General features: G+C 73.3%; 19 protein-coding genes. 10 read left to right on the top strand and 9 right to left on the bottom strand.

The window, feature by feature from the left end; all coding sequences use genetic code 11:
* Nucleotides 1–34: 34 nt before the first annotated feature.
* Entirely contained in the window at nucleotides 35–751 is a 717-nt protein-coding gene (locus AB0399_RS21615; RefSeq protein ID WP_366412441.1) for a type 1 glutamine amidotransferase, read from the bottom strand.
* Nucleotides 752–1,108: 357 nt separating this feature from the next.
* Between AB0399_RS21615 and AB0399_RS21610 the strand changes: the two genes are divergently transcribed.
* Nucleotides 1,109–2,584, top strand: coding sequence for a polysaccharide pyruvyl transferase family protein (locus tag AB0399_RS21610; protein WP_366412440.1), 1,476 nt, complete (start codon nucleotides 1,109–1,111; stop codon nucleotides 2,582–2,584).
* Nucleotides 2,585–2,635: 51 nt separating this feature from the next.
* Here the strand turns inward: AB0399_RS21610 and AB0399_RS21605 are convergent, their stop codons facing one another.
* Both AB0399_RS21605 and AB0399_RS21600 read right to left on the bottom strand, forming a co-directional pair.
* The gene (locus AB0399_RS21605; RefSeq protein WP_366412439.1) at nucleotides 2,636–3,916 is read right to left on the bottom strand and encodes a HAMP domain-containing sensor histidine kinase; all 1,281 of its coding nucleotides are present in this window, start codon (nucleotides 3,914–3,916) and stop codon (nucleotides 2,636–2,638) included.
* A complete protein-coding gene (locus AB0399_RS21600) occupies nucleotides 3,913–4,575 on the bottom strand; it encodes a response regulator transcription factor (protein WP_329364832.1) in 663 nt (220 codons plus the stop codon). Before AB0399_RS21600 ends, AB0399_RS21605 begins: the two co-directional genes overlap by 4 nt.
* A gap of 148 nt (nucleotides 4,576–4,723) precedes the next feature.
* Here AB0399_RS21600 and AB0399_RS21595 point away from each other — a divergent pair, with 148 nt between their 5' ends.
* The 7 genes from AB0399_RS21595 to AB0399_RS21565 all read left to right on the top strand — a co-directional run bounded on the left by AB0399_RS21595 (nucleotide 4,724) and on the right by AB0399_RS21565 (nucleotide 13,447).
* Nucleotides 4,724–5,764, top strand: a complete 1,041-nt coding sequence (locus AB0399_RS21595) for an ATP-binding cassette domain-containing protein (protein ID WP_366412438.1) — start codon at nucleotides 4,724–4,726, stop codon at nucleotides 5,762–5,764.
* Nucleotides 5,761–7,350 carry an ABC transporter permease subunit gene (locus AB0399_RS21590; protein ID WP_366412437.1) on the top strand — a complete coding sequence of 530 codons (1,590 nt, stop codon included), beginning with the start codon at nucleotides 5,761–5,763 and terminating at the stop codon, nucleotides 7,348–7,350. Before AB0399_RS21595 ends, AB0399_RS21590 begins: the two co-directional genes overlap by 4 nt.
* The gene (locus tag AB0399_RS21585; RefSeq protein ID WP_366412436.1) at nucleotides 7,347–8,258 is read left to right on the top strand and encodes an ABC transporter permease; all 912 of its coding nucleotides are present in this window, start codon (nucleotides 7,347–7,349) and stop codon (nucleotides 8,256–8,258) included. The genes AB0399_RS21590 and AB0399_RS21585 overlap by 4 nt, the downstream gene beginning before the upstream one ends.
* 242 nt (nucleotides 8,259–8,500) lie before the next feature.
* Nucleotides 8,501–9,688 (top strand): ABC transporter ATP-binding protein, encoded by a 1,188-nt coding sequence (locus AB0399_RS21580; protein ID WP_366412435.1) that lies wholly within the window; start codon nucleotides 8,501–8,503, stop codon nucleotides 9,686–9,688.
* Nucleotides 9,685–10,446: an ABC transporter permease gene (locus tag AB0399_RS21575; protein ID WP_329364822.1), complete on the top strand. Its 762-nt coding sequence runs from the start codon at nucleotides 9,685–9,687 to the stop codon at nucleotides 10,444–10,446. Before AB0399_RS21580 ends, AB0399_RS21575 begins: the two co-directional genes overlap by 4 nt.
* Nucleotides 10,443–11,111: an ABC transporter permease subunit gene (locus tag AB0399_RS21570; RefSeq protein ID WP_328469256.1), complete on the top strand. Its 669-nt coding sequence runs from the start codon at nucleotides 10,443–10,445 to the stop codon at nucleotides 11,109–11,111. The genes AB0399_RS21575 and AB0399_RS21570 overlap by 4 nt, the downstream gene beginning before the upstream one ends.
* Nucleotides 11,112–11,317: 206 nt before the next feature.
* Entirely contained in the window at nucleotides 11,318–13,447 is a 2,130-nt protein-coding gene (locus AB0399_RS21565; protein ID WP_366412434.1) for a serine/threonine-protein kinase, read from the top strand.
* Nucleotides 13,448–13,455: 8 nt separating this feature from the next.
* On the opposite strand, the gene AB0399_RS21560 is transcribed toward AB0399_RS21565, so the two are convergent.
* The 3 genes from AB0399_RS21560 to AB0399_RS21550 all read right to left on the bottom strand — a co-directional run bounded on the left by AB0399_RS21560 (nucleotide 13,456) and on the right by AB0399_RS21550 (nucleotide 15,810).
* Nucleotides 13,456–13,956 (bottom strand): DUF1990 domain-containing protein, encoded by a 501-nt coding sequence (locus AB0399_RS21560; RefSeq protein WP_366412433.1) that lies wholly within the window; start codon nucleotides 13,954–13,956, stop codon nucleotides 13,456–13,458.
* Between the two features lie 77 nt (nucleotides 13,957–14,033).
* Nucleotides 14,034–14,891, bottom strand: a complete 858-nt coding sequence (locus tag AB0399_RS21555; RefSeq protein WP_366412432.1) for a maleylpyruvate isomerase family mycothiol-dependent enzyme — start codon at nucleotides 14,889–14,891, stop codon at nucleotides 14,034–14,036.
* 211 nt (nucleotides 14,892–15,102) lie between these two features.
* A complete protein-coding gene (locus tag AB0399_RS21550; protein ID WP_366412431.1) occupies nucleotides 15,103–15,810 on the bottom strand; it encodes an NAD(P)H-binding protein in 708 nt (235 codons plus the stop codon).
* A gap of 122 nt (nucleotides 15,811–15,932) precedes the next feature.
* On the opposite strand from AB0399_RS21550, the gene AB0399_RS21545 reads away from it, so the two are divergent.
* Nucleotides 15,933–16,709: a TetR/AcrR family transcriptional regulator gene (locus AB0399_RS21545; protein ID WP_366412430.1), complete on the top strand. Its 777-nt coding sequence runs from the start codon at nucleotides 15,933–15,935 to the stop codon at nucleotides 16,707–16,709.
* Nucleotides 16,710–16,786: 77 nt separating this feature from the next.
* Here AB0399_RS21545 and AB0399_RS21540 read toward each other — a convergent pair whose 3' ends face one another.
* A complete protein-coding gene (locus AB0399_RS21540; protein WP_366412429.1) occupies nucleotides 16,787–17,716 on the bottom strand; it encodes an NADP-dependent oxidoreductase in 930 nt (309 codons plus the stop codon).
* A gap of 73 nt (nucleotides 17,717–17,789) precedes the next feature.
* On the opposite strand from AB0399_RS21540, the gene AB0399_RS21535 reads away from it, so the two are divergent.
* Nucleotides 17,790–18,173, top strand: coding sequence for a helix-turn-helix domain-containing protein (locus AB0399_RS21535; RefSeq protein WP_329364806.1), 384 nt, complete (start codon nucleotides 17,790–17,792; stop codon nucleotides 18,171–18,173).
* A 99-nt stretch (nucleotides 18,174–18,272) separates the two neighbouring features.
* Here AB0399_RS21535 and AB0399_RS21530 read toward each other — a convergent pair whose 3' ends face one another.
* Nucleotides 18,273–20,120, bottom strand: a complete 1,848-nt coding sequence (locus AB0399_RS21530) for an FG-GAP-like repeat-containing protein (RefSeq protein ID WP_366412428.1) — start codon at nucleotides 20,118–20,120, stop codon at nucleotides 18,273–18,275.
* A gap of 78 nt (nucleotides 20,121–20,198) precedes the next feature.
* A complete protein-coding gene (locus tag AB0399_RS21525) occupies nucleotides 20,199–20,933 on the bottom strand; it encodes a hypothetical protein (RefSeq protein WP_366412427.1) in 735 nt (244 codons plus the stop codon).
* Between the last annotated feature and the right edge of the window lie 201 nt (nucleotides 20,934–21,134).

Below are 21,134 nucleotides of genomic sequence, written 5' to 3'. Positions count from 1 at the left end.
GGGTACGTCCGGGTGGCCGCCGCTTCGCGCCGCGTCACGCCGCCGCGGCCACCGCCTGCCCGGCGAAGCGCAGCGCCACCTCGCGCCAGACCGCCGCGGACTCCGCGTCCGCGGCGAGGGCGGCGCGGTGCAGGGTGTCGCGGTCGGCGCCGTGCCGGGCCAGCCGGTCGGTGTCCCACCCGCTGATCCGCTCGGCGTCCGCCTCGGGGTGGAACTGCACGCCCCACGCGCGCTCGCCCAGCCGGAACGCCTGGTACGGGCAACCGTCGGTGGAGGCGAGCCAGGTCGCGCCCGGCGGGAGCGCGGTGATCGCGTCCACGTGGTTCTCGATCGCGTGCGGCCGCGCCGGCAGCCCGGCGAACAGCGGGTCGTCCGCGGCCTCCTGGCGGAGCGTCAACTGCGTGCTGCCGAACTCCGGTTGGCCGTGCTCCCCGCGCACCGCGCCGCCCGCGACCTGCGCGAGCAACTGCCCGCCCAGGCAGATCCCGAACACCGGCAGCCCGAACTCCACTGCCTCACGCGCCAGTTCACGGGTCCGGGCCAGCCACGGCGCCCGCGCGTCGTCGTCCGGCAGGTAGCCGCCGCCGAGCACCACCAGTGCCTGGTGGCGCGGGCGCAGCCGCTCGGGCAGTTCCTCTCCCGCGTAGCCGCGCACCACGTCGAGCGTCAGCCCGCCCTCGTCCAGCCAGCGCTCCCACCGCCCCGGCCCACCGGTCGGAGTGTTCTGCACCACCAGCGCCGTAACCGCCATCCCGCGACCCGCCCTTCTCTTCTCTCTTCGTGCTGCTCTCTTCGTGCTGCGCCTCCCCTCCATCCAAGCTCATCCCCGTCCCGGGCCCTTCCCCGGCCCGCCCCCCGGGCACCCTCTGCCGGGGGTGCGTGCGGCTTGGGCGCACAGACGAGGCACAAGTAATGCACAGTTCATGAATCGATCTTTGCCGCACCAAGGATTTCCCTGTGAGGCGCCATGGGTTCCTCTGTTCTTCCCCATGATTTCGTATAGGAATTCAAAGTGCCGTGGGGTATCGTCCCCGCTCGGAGGTCGGCCCCGGACGTGCGTCGCGCCAGGTGAGAGCTGTCCCCTGTCCGAAAGAGCGAGGGGTGGCACGTGAAGCGCATACTCATCCGGTCCGGGAAGAGCCCTTTCCACGCCGCCACGCACGCCGAGTTCCTGCACCAGGACCTTTTCGGCACGAACTCCGGCAACCTGCTGTTCAGCGACGCGGTGCACCGGATGCTGCTGACCCCCGACACCGAGGTGGTCTCGAACGGCATCAGGACCGACGCGTCGGAGCAGCGGGCCGCGCGGATCAACGACGAGTACGACGTCTTCGTGGTGCCGCTGGCCAACGCCTTCCGGCCGAGCTTCCGCGCCTCGCTGGACCGGCTGTCCGCGCTGATCGAGCAGTTGACCATCCCCGTGGTGGTGGTCGGGGTCGGCGCCCAGGTCGGCGCGGACTACGACCTCGGAACGCTCGGGCCGATGGAGGAGTCGGTGCGGCGCTTCGTGCGGGCCGTGCTCGACCGCTCCGCCTCGATCGGGGTGCGCGGCGAGCTCACCGCGTCGTACCTGCGCGGCCTCGGCTTCGACCAGGTCGACATCATCGGCTGCCCGTCGATGTTCCTGCACGGCGACGTCTTCCCGGTGCCCTCCGACCCCGGCACGATCGGCCCGGACGCGCGGATCGCGATCAACCTGTCACCGGACGCGATCCCGGTCGGCGACATCGGCGGCCTCGCCCGGTACGCCTTCGAGCGCTTCCCGGCCCTGACGTACTACGCGCAGAACCTGGTCGACGCCGAACTGCTCTTCTGGGGCGACACCTCGGCCGAGGCCGGCCGGCACGACGCCTTCCCGCTCCAGCTCACCCACGAGCTGTTCCGGGCGGACAAGGTCCGCGTCCCGCTGGACCCCCGGACCTGGCTCGACGAACTGGCGGGCCACGACTTCGCGTACGGCACCCGCATCCACGGCAACATCGCCGCGCTGCTGGCCGGCACCCCCGCGGTGGTGCTCACGCACGACTCGCGCACGCTCGAACTGTGCCGCTACTTCGACCTGCCGCACCGGATGCTCACCGACGTCCCCGCGGACACCGACCCCGCCGAGCTGTACGAGCAGGCCGACTTCAGCGGGCTGCTCAACGGCCACAAGGAGCGCTTCACCCGCTACACCGACTTCCTCGACCGCAACGACCTGGCGAACACCTACTCCCACGGCGACGCGGGCGCGGCCTTCGACGCCCGGCTGGCCGGCACCGAACTCCCGCCGTCCGTCAGCCTCTGGGACGGCGCCGACGACGGCGCGCTGCGCTACCGGTTCGCCCGGCTGCGCGAGCAGATCGCCACGGACCGGGCCTCCGCGGAGCGGCGCGCGAACGACCTCGCCAGGAAGAACCGGGAATTGCAGAAGCGGGTCGCCGCCGCGGAGAAGCGGCACGTCACCGCGGAGAAGGAGGCCGCGGCGCTGCGCAAGCGGGTCGCCGCGGTCGAGAAGCGGATCAACGGCATCGAACGGCGGGCCCTGGTCCGGATCGGTCCGGCCCTGCGCCGGCGGGTGGCCAAGCAGAAGCCCGGCGGCTGAGCCCGAGCGCGGACCCCGGCCCGTACCCGTACCGCCCCCGGCGGCTGCCGGTCAGCGTGATCCGGCCGGCGCGTCCTTGTCGGCCGGGCCGCCCGCGTTGCCCGCGTTGCCCGGGCCACCCGGGCCGCTCGCGTCCCCGGGTGGGAAGTCGACGCGCACGGTGAGGCCGCCGGCGGGGTGCGGCGTGGCCGTGAGGGCGGCGGCGTGCGCGGTGGTGGCGGCGCGGACGATGGCCAGACCCAGGCCGTGGCCGTGGTGGGCGTCGTCCGTCCGGGCGCGGGTGCGGGGCGTGCCCAGCCGCTGGAAGGGCTCGAAGAGGCGATCGAGGTCGGCCTCGGGGACCACGGGGCCCGAGTTGGCGACTTCGAGGCAGGCGCGGCGGCCGGCGGAGACGGCGGTGCGGACCCGGAGGTCGCCGCCGGGGTGGTTGTGGCGCAGTCCGTTGTCCACGAGGTTGTCCAGCAGGATCTCGACGAGGCCGCGGTCACCGGAGACCGGGGCCTCGTCGAGGTCGGCCTCGACCCGGATGCGCAGGCCGGCCGCCTCGTCGCCCCGGCGGGCCAGCACCCCCGCCGCGACCTCGGCGAGGTCGAAGTCCTCCCGCCGCCGCACCCCGCGCTCCCCGGTGGCCAGCGTGAACAGCGCCTCCATCAGGCGGGCCTGCTGCGCGCCGAGCAGCAGGGCCTGCTCGCACGCGGCCCGCAGCGTCGCCGCGTCGGCGTCCGGATCGGCCAACGCGACCTGGAGCAGGGTGCGTTCGGCGGCGAGCGGGGTGCGCAACTCGTGCGAGGCGTTCGCGACGAAGTGCCGCTGCGCGGTGAAGGACGCCTCCAGCCGGGCGAACAGGTCGTCCAGGGTCCGGCCGAGCTGCGTGAACTCGTCGCCCGAGCTGCGGATGGCGAGCCGCCGCCCGAGGCTGGCCGCCGACATCTCCCCGGCGGTCGCGGTGATCGTGCGCAGCGGCCGCAGCAGCCACCCGGACAGCAGCCAGCCCAGCCCCACCGACAGCGCCACCAGCGCCACCAGCGCGATCACCGACCCGGTGACGTACCGGTCCATGTCCCGCCCGCGCTGCGTCTCGGCGAGCGAGGCCCGGCCGCCGCCCAGGATCGGCAGCACGGGCCTGGAGCCGTCCGGAAACGGCGGCACCTCCGGGCCCGGCGCCTTGACGGCCGAGGACGATCCCACGAACAGGTTCGGAATGGCGAGCAGCAGCACCCCGGAGGCGAGGAAGAGGGCGCCGTAGAGCACGGCGAGCCGCATCCGAAGGGTACGGGGCCGCGGCAGCAGCCGGGCCACCCGCCGCGGCGGGCCGCCCGGCGCGGCGCTCACGACTCCTCGATCCGGTAGCCGCCCTCGCGGACGGTCGCGATCAGCGGCGGGTCGCCGAGCTTCAACCGCAGCCGCCGGACGGTGGTCTTCACGGTGGTGGTGAACGGGTCGACCGCCTCGTCCCAGACCCGGTCGAGCAGCTCCTCCGCGGAGACGGCGGCGCCGCGGGCGCCGAGCAGGCACTCCAGCACGGCGAACTCCTTGGGGCTCAGGTCGAGCCGGCGCCCTGCGCGGAAGGCGGTGCGGCGGTTCGGGTCGAGCAGCACCCCGCCGCCGGCCAGCACCGGCGGCAGCGCGGGCGTCGAACGGCGGCCCAACGCCCGTACCCGGGCGACCAGTTCGGCGAAGTCGAACGGCTTGGGGAGGTAGTCGTCGGCGCCCAGCGCGAGCCCGTCCACCCGGTCGCTGACGGCCGCCGCCGCGGTGAGCATCAGCACCCGGCTCTGCGCCGGCCCCTCCGCCAGCCCCCGGCAGATCTCGTCCCCGTGCACCCCGGGCAGGTCGCGGTCCAGGACGACCACGTCGTAGCGGGTCACGGCGAGCCGTTCCAGCGCCTGCGTGCCGTCCAGGGCCACGTCCACCGCCATGCCCTCGCGGCGCAGCCCGGTCGCCAGCGCCGTCGCCAGCACCTCGAAGTCCTCGACCACCAGCACTCTCATGCGTCCACGATGCCAGCCGCCCGGTGTCAGCGAGGTGACGGCGGCCGTCACCGCGCCGTCACCGCCCGCGCCGTACAACCGGTGCCGACAGCGCGGGTACGCCGCCGGACGGCGGTGGCGGCGCGCGCACGGAGGGAGACACGTCGCCATGGGCGAGGTGGGAGTGGCCGTCAGGGCCCTGCGCAAGCGATACGGGGCGACCGCGGCCCTGGACGGGATGGAGTTCGGCGTCGAACCGGGCCGGGTCACGGGCTTCGTCGGGCCGAACGGCGCCGGCAAGTCGACCACGATGCGGGTGGTGCTCGGCCTGGACACCGCGGACGAGGGCACCGCCCTGATCGGCGGCCGGCCGTACCGCGCGCTGCGCCGGCCGATGACGCACGTCGGCGCGCTGCTGGACGCCGCCGCGCTCCAGCCGGGCCGCCGGGCCCGCGACCACCTGATGTGGCTGGCCCGCTCGCAGGGCATCGGCGCGCGCCGGGTGGACGAGGTGATCGGGCAGGTCGGCCTCACCGCGGTCGCGGGCCGCCGCGCGGGCGGCTTCTCGCTCGGCATGCGGCAGCGGCTGGGCATCGCGGCGGCGCTGCTCGGCGACCCCGGGGTGCTGATGATGGACGAGCCGTTCAACGGCATGGACCCCGAGGGCATCGTGTGGCTGCGCGGCCTGCTGCACACGCTGGCCGATCAGGGCCGGGCGGTGCTGATCTCGACCCACCTGATGAGCGAACTCCAGGACACCGCGAGCCATGTGGTGGTGGTCGGCCGCGGCCGGGTCGTCGCGGACACGTCGGTGGCCGACCTCCTCGCCGCCGCCTCGGCCGGCGGTCACGTCACGCTGCGCACGCCGCGGCCGGACCGGGCCGCCGAGGTCCTCACCGCGGCGGGCGGCACCGCCGTCCCGGCCGGTACGGGCGCGCTGCACGTCTCCGGGCTGCCGGCCGAGGAGGTCGTCGCCCATCTCACCCGCGGGGCCGTCCCCTTCGCCGAAGTCACCGCGCACCGGGCCACGTTGGAGGACGCGTACATGCGGCTGACCAGGGACGAGGTCGAGTTCAGCGGAACGGACCCGGGCGGCGGCCAGGACCGGGGCGGCGCGCGGGATGCGCGCGGCGGTCAGGACGTACGCGGAGGCCGGGACGTGCGCGGCGGTCAGGACGTGCGCGGCGCTGGCGAGGGGGAGCAGGCGTGAACGGCTTCCCGCTGACCGTCCGCGCCGAGTGGACGAAGCTGCGCACCGTACGCGGCTGGATGCTCGCCCTCGTGGCCGCGCTCGTCGTGGTCGTGGGTATCGGCTACGCCTCGGCCGACGCGACCCGGTCCGGCGGCTGCCCGGGCATGAAGGTGTGCGGGCCGCCGAAGGGGCCGGGCGGGGTGGCCGTCGTGGACGACTTCACCTTCGTCCAGCGGCCGTTGGGCACCGACGGCACCCTGACCGCCCGGATCACCTCGATGACCGGGCGGATCGCGGCGCGCACCCCGGACGGCACCGGAACCCCCGACCTGGAGGCGTGGGCCAAGGCCGGCCTGATCGTCAAGGCGGGCACCGCGCCGGGCAGCACCTACGCGGCGGTCATGGTGACCGGCGGCCACGGGGTGCGCATGCAGAGCGACTTCACCCACGACACGGCGGGCCCCGAGGTCGCCGCGCCCTCCGCCGCAGCCCCGCGCTGGCTGCGCCTGACCCGCGCGGGCAGCACGCTGACCGGCGCCACCTCGCCCGACGGCACCCACTGGACGACGGTCGGCACCGCGACCCTGCCCGACCTGCCCGCGACCGCCCGGGTCGGCCTCTTCGTCACCTCCTCGGCGCACATGGAGGTGGACCGGCACGCGCTCGGCAGCAGTGCGATGAGCGCACCGACCCGTGCCACGGCCGCGTTCGACCGCGTCACGCTGAGCGGCGGCGGGACCGGCGGGACCGGCGGGAGCGGCGGCACGGGAGGGAGCGGCACCGGCGGCAGCTCCACCGCGCAGGCGGCGCACGGCTGGCAGACCACCGAGGTCGGCGGCGACCCGCTCTCCGCCTCCCTCTCCGCCGCCACCCACCGCACCACCGCGAACGGCGAGGTCTTCTCCGTCAGCGGCTCCGGCGACATCGCGCCCGCCGTGGGCGGCCAGGTCTTCGGAGCGCGCAGCATCGAGCGCGGGCTGGCCGGCACGTTCGCGGGGCTGCTCGTCGTGGTGGTGGTCGGCTCGTCGTTCGTCACCGCCGAGTACCGGCGCGGCCTGATCCGCACCACCCTCGCGGCGCAGCCGCGCCGCGGCCAGGTGCTCGCCGCCAAGGCGGTGGTGGTCGGCGCGGCGGCCTTCGCGGTCGGGCTCGCCGCGTCCGTGCTGACGCTCGTGCTCACCCTCCACCGGCTGCGCTCCAACGGGGTCTTCATCCTCCCGGCGAGCTTCGGCACCGAGACCCGGGTGGTGGTCGGCACCGCCCTGCTGGTCGCGCTGGCCGCGGTCCTCGCGCTGGCCGTCGGCACGATCCTGCGCCGCGCGACCGGCGCGGTCACCGCCGTCGTCGCCGGGGTGGTGCTCCCCTACATCCTCGCGATGACCGCCCTCCCGGACGCCGCCGCGGACTGGGTGCTGCGGGTGACGCCGGCGGCCGCGTTCGCCATCCAGCAGACGACGCTCCGCTACCACCAGGTCGCCAACGTCTACGCGCCGTCGGACGGTTACTACCCGCTGCCGCCCTGGGCGGGGCTGGCCGTGCTGTGCGGCTGGACCGCGGTCGTGCTCGCCGTCGCGTACGCGCTGCTGCGCAGGAGGGACACATGAGAACGGCACCCGGCGGGCCCGAACTCCCCGCGCCGGCAGGCGAATCCGTGCCATCCGCGACACCCGGGGCATCCCGCGCGCCTGAACGCCCCGGCGGGCCGCCCGCCTTCCGCGCACCCGAGTCCCGCGCACCCGCGCCCCGCTTCGAACCCCTGCGGGACGCGGTGCGCGCCGAGTGGACGAAGGTGTGGACGCTCCCGGGCACCCGGCCGCTGCTCGGCGCGCTCGTCCTGCTGACCGTCGCGCTGGGTGCGGTGGCCGCGGCGACCGTGTCGTTCCACCCCGGCACCGACGCGGCGAAGGTCAGCCTGACCGGGGTGCAGCTCGGCGAGGCGGTGGCCGCGGTGCTCGGTGCGGCGATGATCGCGGGCGAGCACTCCACGGGGATGCTGGGCAGCACGTTCGCCGCGATGCCGCGCCGGGGCACCGTACTGGCCGCGAAGGCGGCGGTGCTCGCCGCGATGGTGCTGCCCGCGGCGCTGCTGTCGGTCGGCGGGTCGCTGCTGGCCGGGCGGCTGCTGCTGCCCGCGGCCGCGCGGCCCGCGCTGTCGGCGACCGACGGCTCGGTGCTGCGCGCGGGGTTCGGCTCGGCCCTGTGCCTGGTGCTGGTCGCGCTGCTCGCGCTCGGTACCGCCGCCGCCGTACGCGACCCGGGCACGTCGATCGGCGCCGTGCTCGCGCTGCTCTACCTCTTCCCGATCACGGCCGCGCTGGTGGCGGACCCGCACTGGCAGCGCCACCTCCAGCAGATCGGGCCGTCCAGCGCGGGGCTCGCGGTGCAGACCACGGTGCCGTCGGTGCTGCACACCCAGCCGATCGGGCCGTGGGCCGGGCTCGGGGTGCTCGCGTGCTGGGCGGGCGCGGCGCTGCTCGCCGGGACGGCGGTGCTGCGCGCACGGGACGCGTAGCGGGACGCGCGGCCGGCCGTACGGTGATACGGGCCGGCCGTCGTCACCCAGCGTGATAACCGTCACGGTCGGAAGTCACGCGGCGTGGCATGGTGCAGTCGTGGCGGGGCATAAGACCAGCCGCCTTGGCCAATTCCAAACTCCTGTAATACTCGCGGTCTAGACTCTGCCCGCGACGGCTTGTGCGTTCGTGCCCGGGAGCAGGCCGCACCGATGCCCAATCCCGGAGGGGACACGGACTTTTGATACAGATCGAGTCGATAACCAAGCGGTATCCCGATGGCACGACAGCGGTCGACAACCTGTCGTTGGAGATACCGGACAGCTCCATCACCGTGCTGGTAGGGCCCTCCGGCTGCGGCAAGACCACCACCTTGCGCATGATCAACCGCATGGTGGAGCCGAGTTCGGGCCGCATCCTGCTCGACGGCGCCGACATCCACCAGCAGCCGGTGAACGCGCTGCGCCGGTCGATGGGGTACGTCATCCAGAATGCCGGCCTTTTCCAGCACCGCACCATCCTGGACAACATCGCCACCGTCCCGCGCATGCTCGGCTGGGACAAGAGCCGGGCCCGCAAGCGCGCGTCCGAGCTGATGGAGCGGGTCGGCCTGGACTCCTCGCTCGCCAGGCGTTATCCGTACCAGCTCTCCGGTGGCCAGCAGCAGCGCGTCGGGGTGGCCCGGGCGCTCGCCGCGGACCCGCCGGTGCTGCTGATGGACGAGCCGTTCTCCGCGGTGGACCCGATCGTGCGCAAGGTTCTCCAGGAGGAACTCCTGCGCATCCAGGAGGAGTTGGGCAAGACCATCGTCTTCGTCACGCACGACATCGACGAGGCGATCCGGCTCGGCGACATGATCGCGGTGCTGCGCACCGGCGGCAAGCTCGCCCAGTTCGCGCCGCCGGACGAGCTGCTCTCCCACCCGGCCGACGCTTTCGTCGAGGACTTCCTCGGCACCGACCGCGGGGTGCGGCGGCTGTCGTTCTTCACCTCCGCGGGCCTGGAACTCACCACCGTGCCCGTGGTCCCGGTCGACGCCACCGCCGCGCAGGTCGCCGAGCGGACCACCGCCGACACCCCGTACCTGCTGGTCACCGACGCCGACGGCAAGCCGCTGGGCTGGGCCGAGCCGAAGGATCTCGCGGGCGGCGCCGACAGCGTCCCGGCCGCCGATCTGATCAGCTACGGGCGGCCGTTCGAGTTCGGCCGCGAGTCGTTGCGGGACGCGCTGGACTGCGCGGTGCTCTCGCCCACCGGGTGGGCGGTCGCGGTCGACGACACCGGGCGGGTGGTCGGGGTGACCTCGCAGGCCACCATCGGCGCGGCGATCCGCTCCGCGCACGCGGAGCGTGAGGGCGCCGGCGGGGCGGGCGGTGGCAGGAGCGGCCCGGCCGGCCGTGACTCCAAAGCGGTGCGAGTCGCCCCATGAGCAGCGGCGGCAACGGATTCTTCGATCTTCCCAGCGACCTCCAGCACTCCTACGCCGGACTGATCGGCGTGCACCTTCAGGAGTCGCTGATCCCGGTCGGTATCGGCCTCGCGGTGTCGCTGCCGCTGGCCCAGGCGTGCGTGCGGTTCCGGTGGCTGTACCCGCCGGTGCTGTGGATCACCACGATCCTCTACGCCATCCCGTCGATCGCGTTCTTCGTCTTCCTGATCGACTACACCGGCGACAGCGCGACCACCGTGATCATCCCGCTGACCATCTACAGCCTGGTGATCCTGCTGCCGTCGATCGTCGACGGCGTCAGATCGGTGCCTCCTGAGACGCTGGCGGCCGCCGAGGCGATGGGCTTCAACTCCTTCCAGCGCTACTTCCAGGTGCAACTGCCCATGGCGGTGCCCGCGATCTTCGCCGGGCTGCGGGTGGCCACGGTCTCCAGCATCAGCCTGGTCAGCGTCGGGACGATCATCGGCAACCAGGGCGGCCTCGGCAACCTGCTCGGTGACGCGCTGGCCTACCACCGGTCCAACCTCGCGGTGACGTCGGTGGTGTCCATCGCGATCCTCGGCGTCGTGATCGACCTGCTGCTGATCGGCGTGCGGACGCTGCTCACCCCCTGGATGCCGCGTGGCCGCAAGGCCGCGCGCCGGGCGAGCCTCGCCTCCGCCGTCGAACCCGCCACGTCCGGTGACGGCGGCGGCCACGCGGACGGTCCGGCCGAGCTGGAAGGCGCGGCCAGGTGAACATCTTCCACTTCATGAACGTGTTCTTCAGCGACAGCGCGCACTGGCACGGCGAGTACGGCGTTCCGCACCGCCTCGAAGAGCATCTCGGCTACACCTTCGAGGCGTTGGCCATCGCCGCCGCCATCGCGCTGCCGATCGGCCTGATCACCGGCCACACCGGGCGCGGCGGCAACGCCCTCGCGCTGATCGCCACCGCGGGTCGCGCGCTGCCCAGTTACGGTCTGCTGGTGCTGATGTTCTTCTGGCTCGGCATCGGTCTGGTCCCGGTGATGATCCCGCTGATCGCCCTCGCGGTCCCGCCGATACTGGTCACCTCCTACGAGGCGATTCGCACGGTCGACCCGGCCCCGGTGGACGCGGCCCGCGGTATGGGCATGGGGCCGATGGCGGTCCTCTTCCAGGTCGAGGTGCCCGCCTCGCTCCCGCTCATCATCAGCGGCCTGCGCTCGGCGACGATCCAGGTCGTCTCCACCGCGGCGATCGCCGCGACGGTCAGCCTCGGCGGCCTCGGCCGGTACATCGTGGACGGCCTCTACCAGCGCAACTACTCGACGGTGGTGGGCGGTGCGACCCTGATCGCGCTGCTCGCGCTGGCCATGGTCGGGCTGATCTGGCTGATCGAGCGCCTGGTCGTCTCCCCGGGGGTGCGGCGCAGCAACTGAGGCTGAGCGCCTCGGAGTTCACTGCCACGGGCCGGTTCGCACCTCACGCGGACCGGCCCTTCGGCGTCCCCGGCGGCGACCTGCCGGGGCTCGGCGGCACCCGGGGGTGGTGCGGCGGACCGGAGTTGGGGCGCGTGGGGCGGGGCGATTCCGTTACGGTGCGGGGTGGTTGGGCTGGCGGGGGAACGCTCGGGAGGGACGTAGAGGTGCGAGTCGTAGCGGACCGGTATGAACTGGTGGCGTTCGTGGGGCGGGGCGGGATGGGGGAGGTGTGGGAGGGCCGGGACCGGGTGATCGGGCGCCGGGTGGCGGTGAAGCTGCTGCCGGACCACCAGCACGGCCTTGCCGCGGACCTGTTCTTCCGGGAGGCGCGCACGGCCGGCGGGCTGAACCACCGCGGCGTCGTCACCGTTCACGACCTGGGCCGCGACCCGAGCGACGGCGCGCTCTACCTCGTGATGGAGTACGTGAGCGGGCGCAACCTCGCGGTCGTGCTGCACGAGGACGGCCCGCCCGCGCCCGCGCTGAGCGTCGAATGGGCCGCCCAGACCGCGGCCGCGCTGGCCGCCGCGCACGGGGCGGGCGTGGTGCACCGGGACCTGAAGCCCGCGAACCTCATGCTGACCGCCGAGGGCGAGGTGAAGGTCCTCGACTTCGGTATCGCCCGCTTCATGGCCGCCACCGACAAGTCCAGCCAGGTGATGGGCACGCTGGCGTACATGGCGCCGGAGCGGTTCGCGGAGCAGTCCGGGGACGCGCGCAGCGACCTGTACGCGTTCGGCTGCGTGCTGCACGAACTGCTCACCGGGAAGCCGCCGTTCACGATGAGCGACCCGGTGTCGCTGATGACCGCGCACCTCACCAGGCCGCCCGGGACGCCGAGTTCGCTGCGCACCGGTCTTCCCGCCGCCCTCGACGCCCTGGTGCTGCGGCTGCTGGCGAAGCGGCCGGAGGACCGTCCGCAGTCGGCGGCCGCCGTCCACGACGAGTTGCGGGCGCTGGACCTGACGTCGGTGCGGGTGCCGACGCCCACCACGCCCGACATACCCGTGGCCCCCGCCGCTCCCCCCTCTCATACGCCCGCTCCCGCACACCAGTTGCCGACCCAGACGGGTACGCCGTTCGCACCGCCGGCATCCCCGCCCGCCTCCCCGCCCGCCTTCCCGCCGGGGGCCGGCGGGGCTCCGGCGACCGACGCGCCCAGGGCGTTCGGGCGACGCGGCGTCCTGTGGCTCGGCCTGGGCGGGGCCGCCGTGGTGGCCGGCGGCATCGGGATCGCCCTGAAGGCCGGCGGCCACACCCCGCCGAAGCCCGAGAAGAAGGTGGACCCGTGGGAGTACGCCGTCGAGGGTCCGACCACTGATGACAAGCCGCCGCGGTTCACCGTGGCCGGCGGTGTGCTGTACGTCTCCACCGAGGAGACCGTCGTCGCCCTGGACGCGCGCACCGGGCGCAAGCGCTGGAAAGGCCCCGCCGACTTCTCCCGGGAGTACCGGTTCAGCGACCCCCTGACGGCCGCCGGCGGGGCGGTGTACGCGGCCGGGCAGGTCGGCACCACGTACGGCCTGGGCGCATTGGACGCGGAGGGCCGGAAGAAGTGGTTCTGCGCCTTCGGCGACACCGGCGACGCGCCGGTCGTGGCCGGCGGAATCGTCTACTTCACGGCGTACGGCCACGCGTACGCCGTGCACGCGGACAGCGGGCGGAAGCTGTGGGACCACCCGCTGGGGGACAAGGACTCCGGCGCTCTGGCGGTGGCCGACGGCACCGTGTATGTCAGCGGCGGCAAGGCCCTGTACGCGCTGGACGCGACCGGCGGTGCCAAGAAGTGGGCCTTCCCGCTCAGCTCCGGAGCGCGCCCCGACCAGCCACCCGTCGTGTCCGGCGGAGTCGTGTACGTCCTCGACGACGCCACGAGCCTCTACGCGCTCCACGCCGCCGAGGGCACCAGGAAGTGGTCGCTGAAGTTCAACGGGGAGAGCATCCGCGCGGCGGGCGACACGCTCTACCTCACCGGCGGCGACGATCTGGGCAACGGACTGGTCCACGCGCTCGACTCGTCGACGGGGAAGAGGAAGTGGGGCCACATGGTGAAGACCAGCCAGGAGTACCCCACGCAGATCGCACTGGCGGGTGACCTGGTCTTCGTCGCCAGCACCGAGGACAAGGACGGCACCGTCTACGCCGTCGACACCGGTGACGGCTCGCAGCGCTGGTCCACCGCGACACTGGAAAAGGTGGGCAGCGACATGGCGGCCGCCTACGGCTTCGTGTACACCTCCGTCAACGGCCGCGTGCTGGCGCTTGACGCGGCCACGGGTGAGCTTCCCGCCTGAACCCGGGCTTAGCGCCCGCGGGATGCCCGGCGCAGCGCCCTGCCGTACTGGTCGGCCGCGACGCGCTGCCCGAGGCGGCCGAGCGGGCCGGCGGCGCGCAGGTACCAGGCGGCGGGACGGCTGTAGGCGTGCACCGTGAAGTCGACCGAGCCGTCCGGGTGCCGGCGCAGGACGAAGGACTCCTCACCGCACTCCGGGTGCCCGGGCAGCGTCCCGTACCCGAAGCCCGTGCGGTCGGCCTCGTTCAGCGTCCACACCACCTGGCACGGCGCGTGCAGCGGGCCCATCCGCACCGTCACCCGCACCCCGGGCGCGGCGTCCGGGGTGCCCGCGGGCACGTCCAGCAACGGGGTGCCCCGGTGCATCTCCCACCCGAACAGCGCGCGAGCCGCCGCGTCGTACGTCCCGACCCCCAGCCGGGTCCGCACGGTCAGCCCGTGAAACCCCGCGGGCGCCGCGGGCCCCTCCGGCGCCGTCATCCCCACGGACGAGTAGTCGACCTCCCACACCCACCGAACGTACCACCGCCCCCACCGCACCCGGCCGGTGCGCCGCGGCAGCGGAAATCGGTCGGACGCGGTGGGGCTCAGCGGACGATGGAGACGATCTGGAGGGCCGCGCGGGCGAGGTGGGGGGCTCCTTGGAGGTGGGCGGAGGACAGGGCCGTGGTGGGCTCGATGCCGCGGGTGCACAGTCGCCAGGCGGTTTCCGGGTCCAGGTGGACGGATGCGGTGGGTGGGCCGGCGGGGGCTTCCGCGAGCGACCAGCGGGTGGTCGCGGTGGCGGTGGCGGTCCAAGTGCCGCCGGGCGGGCCGTCGATGACCACCTGGACCTGTGTTCCCGCCGTCGCCGGGGTGGCGCGGAGCGTGTGGGGCAGGGCGCGAAGGAAGGTGTCCAGGACCGCGGCCAGGGGACGCGTCGCGGTATCCGTGTCCAGGCCGACCGCGTGGCGGATCTGCTGGCGGTGGGTCCAGTACTCGGTGAACTCCCGTGCGACGTCGAGCCAGTTAGGCGCGGCGGGCATGGCCCCGGCCCAGGACACGCCCAGCCCCGCGGCGTCGAGGTCGGCCGCCTCGAACCGCCGGACGACCTGCGTGCCGGCGCGTTCCAGCGCCCCGACGAGCGTCGCCGGGTCCGTATCGGCGTGGAGGTCCACCCATTGCTGGTTGGCGCGATGGATGAAGGCTTCCAGCGTCTCGCCGGGCCCGGAGGCGGGCCGGAAGCCGGGGGTGGCCCAGCCGAGGCGGCCCCGGTAGTCGCCGAGGAGGTGGGCGGCGAGGTCGCGGACCGTCCAGCCCGGCACCACCGCCTTCTCCCAGTCGGCCGGCCTCAGCGTGCGCAGGAGATCCAGGAGGGAGGCCAACTCCGTTGCGAACAAAGGGCGCACGTCGATCGGCGTGCCGAGCCACGAGGTGTCGGAATCGCTGCCGAGTGGAGTTCCCATCCCCGAACCCTGGCATCCCGAGGCGGGGCCTGCCACGGAATCCCCGTTTCCCGAGCGACCGCGGCAGGCGCGTCGGCGTACGAGCGTCGCCGCCTCGCCGGCGCGCGAACACGGCCTCGCCACGTCCACGACATCCCCGGCGGTTCCGGGACGCGGACGGGGCTTCGCGCAGGCCCCCGCGCAGGGCCCGTCCGCATCGTGCGCCGGGCGTTCAGTAGCCGATGGTGAAGCGGCGCTGCACGAAGCGCGGCAACTCCGCCTCGTCGATCAACGCGACCGCCGCGTCCTCCACGGAGATGCGGCTGCGGCCGTCGGCGTCCTGGACCACCTGGTCGCCGCCGATCCGGAAGCGGCCGGTCCGCTCGCCGGGGGCGATCTCCTCCGCGGGGCTGAAGTAGGTCCACAGCCGGTTCGACGTCCGCAGGACGGTCAGGGCGTCGCGGTGGCCGCGCACCGCCGCGGCGTATTCGCGGGGCAGCCCGAGCCGGTCGAGGCCGGGGTTCAGCAACTCGTCCGAGTCCGCCCGCACCACTCCCGGCTCGACTTCGAGGCTGCCGGCGCCGCCGATCACGATGAGCCGGGTCCGCGGACGGGTCTCCAATGCCTTCAGCAGGGCCCGCGCCGCCGTCGCGTAGACGGTCGGGTCGGCGACCGAGCGCCGCAAGGTGTCCGCGAAGTCCTTGGCGGCATTGCCCGGTTGGAATCCGCTGATCAAGACGTCAAGTCCGGGCAGGACGGCGGCGATGCTCTCCGGGTCCAGGACGTCGACGCTCGTCCAGGTGATGTTCTCCCGACGCTCCTCGCGCTGCGCCTGGCCGGCGTCCCGGCTGAACGCCTTGACGTGGTGGCCGCGGTCGAGGGCTTCGCTGACGACCCGGCCGCCGATGGTGCCCGTGGCTCCGATGACTCCGATGTGCATGGTTCTTGGTTCTCCCCGGTGCATGCAGAAGCGGAACGCCACGGTGGTGACGCCGTGCGGAAACTATACGCCGTGCAGCTTCTGTACGGGGTGAAGTAACTCGACGCTGTAGAGTGCCTGTTGTGACAGTCACGGGCAGCAGCGGAAGGCGCGAGCGGCTACGGGCCGAGACGACGGCCGAGATCAAGAAGGTGGCCCTGGCGCTGATGGCCTCGGGCGGGCCGGACGCCATCACCCTGCGGGCCATCGCCCGTGAGATGGGTATGACCGCCAACGCCATCTACGGCTACTTCCCGACCAGGGACGACCTGGTCACCACGCTGATCAACGACGTGTACACCGCGTTGGCCGATGCCGTGGACACCGCCTGGGACGCCGCGCCTTCCGCGGAACCCGCCGTCCGGATCGAGGCATGGGCCAACGCCTTCCGGGCCTGGGCCCTGGCCAACCCCGAGGGCTTCCGCCTCATCTACGGCGACCCCGTGCCCGGCTACCAAGCCCCCGAGGGCGGCGCCGCCCCGGACGCCGCCCGCCGGGTCTGCACCGGCATCACCGCCCTCGCGGCAGCCGCCTGGCCCCACGCCCGCCAGCACTACCAGGACAGCGACTTCGACTGGGCCGACTTCGACCCCGGGCTGCTGGCGAAGGTGCGTCCCGCCTTCCCCGAGTTGCCGCCCGCGGCCGTCGCCCTGGCCCTGCGGATCTGGGGGCACCTGCACGGACTGGTGTCACTGGAGGTCTACGGCCACATGCGTACCCAGACCACCAGCCCGGAGAAGCTGTTCCGCGAGGAACTCGCCCAGCTCGTCAGGACGTTGGGCATCGGCGTCGACCGGGACTTCGGAAGGGCGGGCCCCGTCGGAAGGGCGGGCTCCGTCGGAAGGCCAGGCCCCGTCTGAAGGGCAGGCTCCGAAGGCTCACGCTGAGGGCGGGGTGGGGCGGGGTGGGGTCCGATGGGGGCAGCCCCGCGCCGGTATCAGACGGTGAGGACGAGCTTGCCCTGGAGGTGGCCGCCCTCCAGCAGCCGGTGCGCGTCGGCGACACGCTCGAACGGGAACGTCTCCTGCACGTGGACCCGGAGCCTGCCCTGTTCGACGAGCGCGACGAGCCCTCGCAGGGCGACCGGATCGGGGTCGACCGCGATGCCGCTGAAGCGGATGCCGGCCGCCTCGTACGCGGCGGCGAGCGCGGTGTCCTCCTCGGCGACCGCCGTCACCAGGTGACCGCCAGGGCGCAGCACGCCGAGTGACCGTTCGGCGGTGTCGCCGCCGATCGTGTCGAGCACGACGTCGACGTCGCGGACCGCCTCGCTGAAGTCGACCGCCGTGTAGTCGATCACCTCGTCGGCGCCGAGCCCTTCGACGAACGCCCGCTTGCTCCGGCCGGCGGTCGCGATCACGTACGCGCCGAGCGCCTTCGCGATCTGGATCGCGACGTGGCCGACCCCGCCACCGCCGCCGTGGACGAGGACACGGTCGCCCTCGGTCACGCCGCCGAGGTCGACGAGGCCCTGCCAGGCCGTCAGCCCGACGACCGGCAGCGCCGACGCCTCGACATGCGAGAGCGACGCCGGCTTGCGTGCCAGGTGCAGCGCCGGGGCCGCCACGACCTCGGCGTACGCGCTCGCCGCCCGCGGGAACAGCGGCATCCCGAACACCTCGTCGCCGGGCCGGAACCGCCACGTCTGCGGCGCCTCCTCGACCACGCCGCTGATGTCCCAGCCGAGGACGAACGGCGGTCGGCCGATCAGCGGGAACTCGCCGGCGCGCAGGCGCGCTTCCAGCGGGTTCAGTCCGATCGCCTTGACCCGGACGAGCACCTCGCCCGGGATCGGGCGGGGCTCGGGCGTGTCCACGACGGTGAGCACCTCGGGACCGCCGAGCGTCTGCTGGGTGATGGTTCGCATGACTCTCCTGGCTCGGAAGGGGGGAGCACCCAGGCTAGGTTTCCGACCGGAACCCGCAGGTACCTTTGGCCCCATGAGCGGTTTCGGTCCCCCCGGTGATCTCTTCCTCGCCGACTGCCCGGCACGTCTGGCGGTCGAGCTGATCGCCGACAAGTGGACGGTGGTCGTGCTCTACGGACTCAGCAAAGGCCCTGTTCGGCATGGCGAGTTGATCGAGCTGATCGGCGGCATCTCCCGCAAGATGCTCACCCAGACGCTCCGGCGGCTCGCCGCACACGGCCTCGTCCGCCGCCACGCCTACGCCGAGGTGCCGCCCCGCGTCGAGTACGAACTCACCCCGCTCGGGGCGACGTTGATCGAACCGATCCACATGCTGACGGAGTGGGCGAGGGCGAACGGCGACGCGGTGCTCGACGCGCTCGACGGCGCTTCCGAGCAGGCCGCCCCGGGCGCGTGAGGGTGCGCCGGGGCACCCGGGCCGCGCCGCACGGCCGAGTGAGGGGAGACCTTCACCGCCCCGACCTCGCTCACGCCTGCGCGCACCCCTGCTCGCGGCTCATCGGGTCCTGAAGCGGCGGAAGAGGTTGCGGGCCACGTAGACTCCCGGCCCGCCGAAACCGACGATGTCGACGCGCCCGTCACCGGTGATGTCGGTGAGGAAGCGGGGGTGGCGGTCGACCCGCCAGGCGCCCGCGTCGTCGTCGTATCCGAAACCTCGGCACACCAGTTGGGCCTGCTCGAACCGGCCGCCGCCGCGGCTGTGCGACACCCAGACCCCCTCGTCACCGAAGCCGACGATGTCCGGGTTGCCGTCCCCCGTGACGTCGGTGAGGCACCGGACGTGCTTCCCGCCGGTCCATCCCTGGGCGAGTCCGAAGTCGTTCAGCACGAGCTTCGAGGGCTCGAACGTGCCGTCGCCGCGCCCGCGGGCCACGACCACGCCCTGCGGGCCGAACCCGACGAGGTCCAGCGCTCCGCCACCGGTGGTCCTGACCAGGAACCTGGGGTGCTCCTCGACCGAGCTCCACCCTTGGTGGACGCCGAAGTCGTCGAGGACGTACAGAGGTTCGGCGAACGCCCCGTCCTCGTCCTGGAGTGACACCCAGACGCCGTCGTCGTGGCAGCCGACGATGTCGAGCCGGCCGTCGCCGGTGGTGTCGGCGAGGAAGCGGGGATGCTTGCCGACGAGCCACCCGCCGGCCTGCGGGCCGTGGCCGAACGCCTTGAGGATCGGCTCGTCGGCGAGGGGTGTGAACGTGCCGTCCTCGTTCTGGAGTGAGATCCGGACGCCGTCGTCGTGGCAGCCGACGATGTCGAGCCGGCCGTCGCCGGTGGTGTCGGCGAGGAAGCGGGGATGCTTGCCGTCAACCCACCCGCCGGCCTGCGGGCCGTGGCCGAACGCCTTGAGGGCCAGCTTTCCGCCCGTGGGCGTGAACGTCCCGCTCTCGCTCCGAAGGGAGACCCGGACACCGTCGGCGGCCAGCACGACGATGGCGGACCTGCCGTCGCCCGTCGTGTCCGCGAGGGTCCACAGGTCTTTGGGACTCGGGGAGGGCGGGGGCGAGTGCAGGACGCGCTCGCTGTCGCCGAAGGTGCCGTCGCCTGCGCCGGACGAAGTGACCGCCCCCTTGGCGGGTTTGATTCCGACGATGTCCGGCCGTCCGGTTCCGGTGGTGTCGGCGAGGAAGCGCGCACCGAGGCCGGCCCACCGGTCCGGTCGGCCGTTGGAGGAGGGGGCGGCCTCGTCGGTCTTCCAGCCGCCGGCGGCCTGGTCGCTCCCGAACTGATCGAGGACCAGCAGCATGTCGCTGAAGGAGGGCTTCGCGTCGGGTGCCGGCCGCAGCGCGGTCGAGGGGGCCAGCCGCCAGGACCGGCGGCCGTTCCAGTGGTCCAGCGGGGCGAAGCGCAGCACGGCGTCGCTGGTGCGCTCGGGCTCGGCCGTGACGAACCGCCACCGCTGGCTCTCCGCGCCTTCGTCGTACTCGCGCAGGACGATCCGGGTGTCGTCCGCTCCGGGTTCGGCCAGGTCGAGAACGGCGCCGTCGGTCGCGCCCTCGATGAAGTAGAGGCCCGCCTCGCCCTCGACGGGGACGAGGTGCCACTGCTGGCCCTGCTTGCCGGCGGTGGCGGCCCACTGGCGGACGCCGCGGTCCGCGGCGGCAGGGTTGTCGAGCACCTTGCCGCTGACCGCGTTGCGGATCACGTATGCCTGGTCGTCGTGTTCCCGCCCGCCTTGCGCGGCCTGCACGGGGCTGAGCTGCCACTGCTCCGGGCCGGGGCCGGTATCGGGGAAGTCGCGGACGACGAGCGCCCCGTCCGCGCCCGGCGCGGCCCTGGCGCCGAGGGTCTTCCCCGTGGCGGCGTTGACGATCTCCAGTTTCAGTTCTTCCGTGGGCACGGGCATCGTGGTGCCTCTTCCAGGCGGTGCGGGCGTTGATGTGGAACGGGCGTCGGCCCGGGACGGGTGCGGCGCGGCGCCGGCTCACGTGAAGACGTGGTGGTACGGGACGTTCCACTCGTTGGGCAGCCGCGGGTAGAACGTGTTGATGACCGTCCCGGTGAAGTCCCCGCCCCAGTTGTAGGTGAGGCGCACCTCGCTGTCGGCCGTCACCGCGTGGTCCTTGAACCCGAGGATGGCGTCGGGGTGGGTGATCGGCACGAAGGTGATGCCGCCCCACGGCGTTACGGTGACGACCCAGAGCTGGGTGTCCTCGGGCGCCCCGTTCTTCCCGCGCCACTTGTCGCCCACCTTGTCGGGCAGGCCCACCTGGACGGTGTCCGCGGCGCTCTTGGGGGCCTCCTGGTGGACGGTGACGCGCCTGCGCTGCGGCTTCGGCGCACCGTCGTCGCCGCGGCCCACGCCGGCTCCGCCCACGCCGGCCCCGCCCACGCCGGCGGGCGGGGGTGGCACCTGGCCCGCGGCGCTCTCGATGAAGTACAGCGGTCGCTGCCCGAAGAAGCCGCCGGGGGTGATGTACCAGAGATGGCCCTCCGCGTCTTTGGTGGCGGAGTCGAGCGCGGTCGCCAGCTTGACCCCCTTGTCGTGGCTCGCCTCCTTCAGTTCGGCGGGCCGCAGGTAACCGCCGTTGAAGGCGTGGACGAGCATGACCGGACGATTCTCGATCAGCGCTGCCACGATCGCGTTGTCGTAGCTGTTCACCGCCACCGGGCCGCCGACCACCAAATTCGCCATCGCCGTGCGTTCTTGGGTGTACATCGCGGAACCTCACCTGTTCTGAATGGGGGAGAACAATACGTCGGGCGCTCGTTGCAGGATTCTCACGCGGAATGACCACAGGCCACATCGCCATCGGGCGACAGAATTCGGGCAGCGCACGGACGATCGAGGAACATCCCTCGCCCACGGGAATGATCGAGGCCACAGTACGGGCAGGTGGGGTGGCCGAGAAGTCATCTT

The organism is Streptomyces sp. NPDC088194, from assembly GCF_040702025.1.
Classification (GTDB): Bacteria; Actinomycetota; Actinomycetes; order Streptomycetales; family Streptomycetaceae; genus Actinacidiphila.
This window is presented reverse-complemented; position numbering and strand designations above follow the sequence as displayed.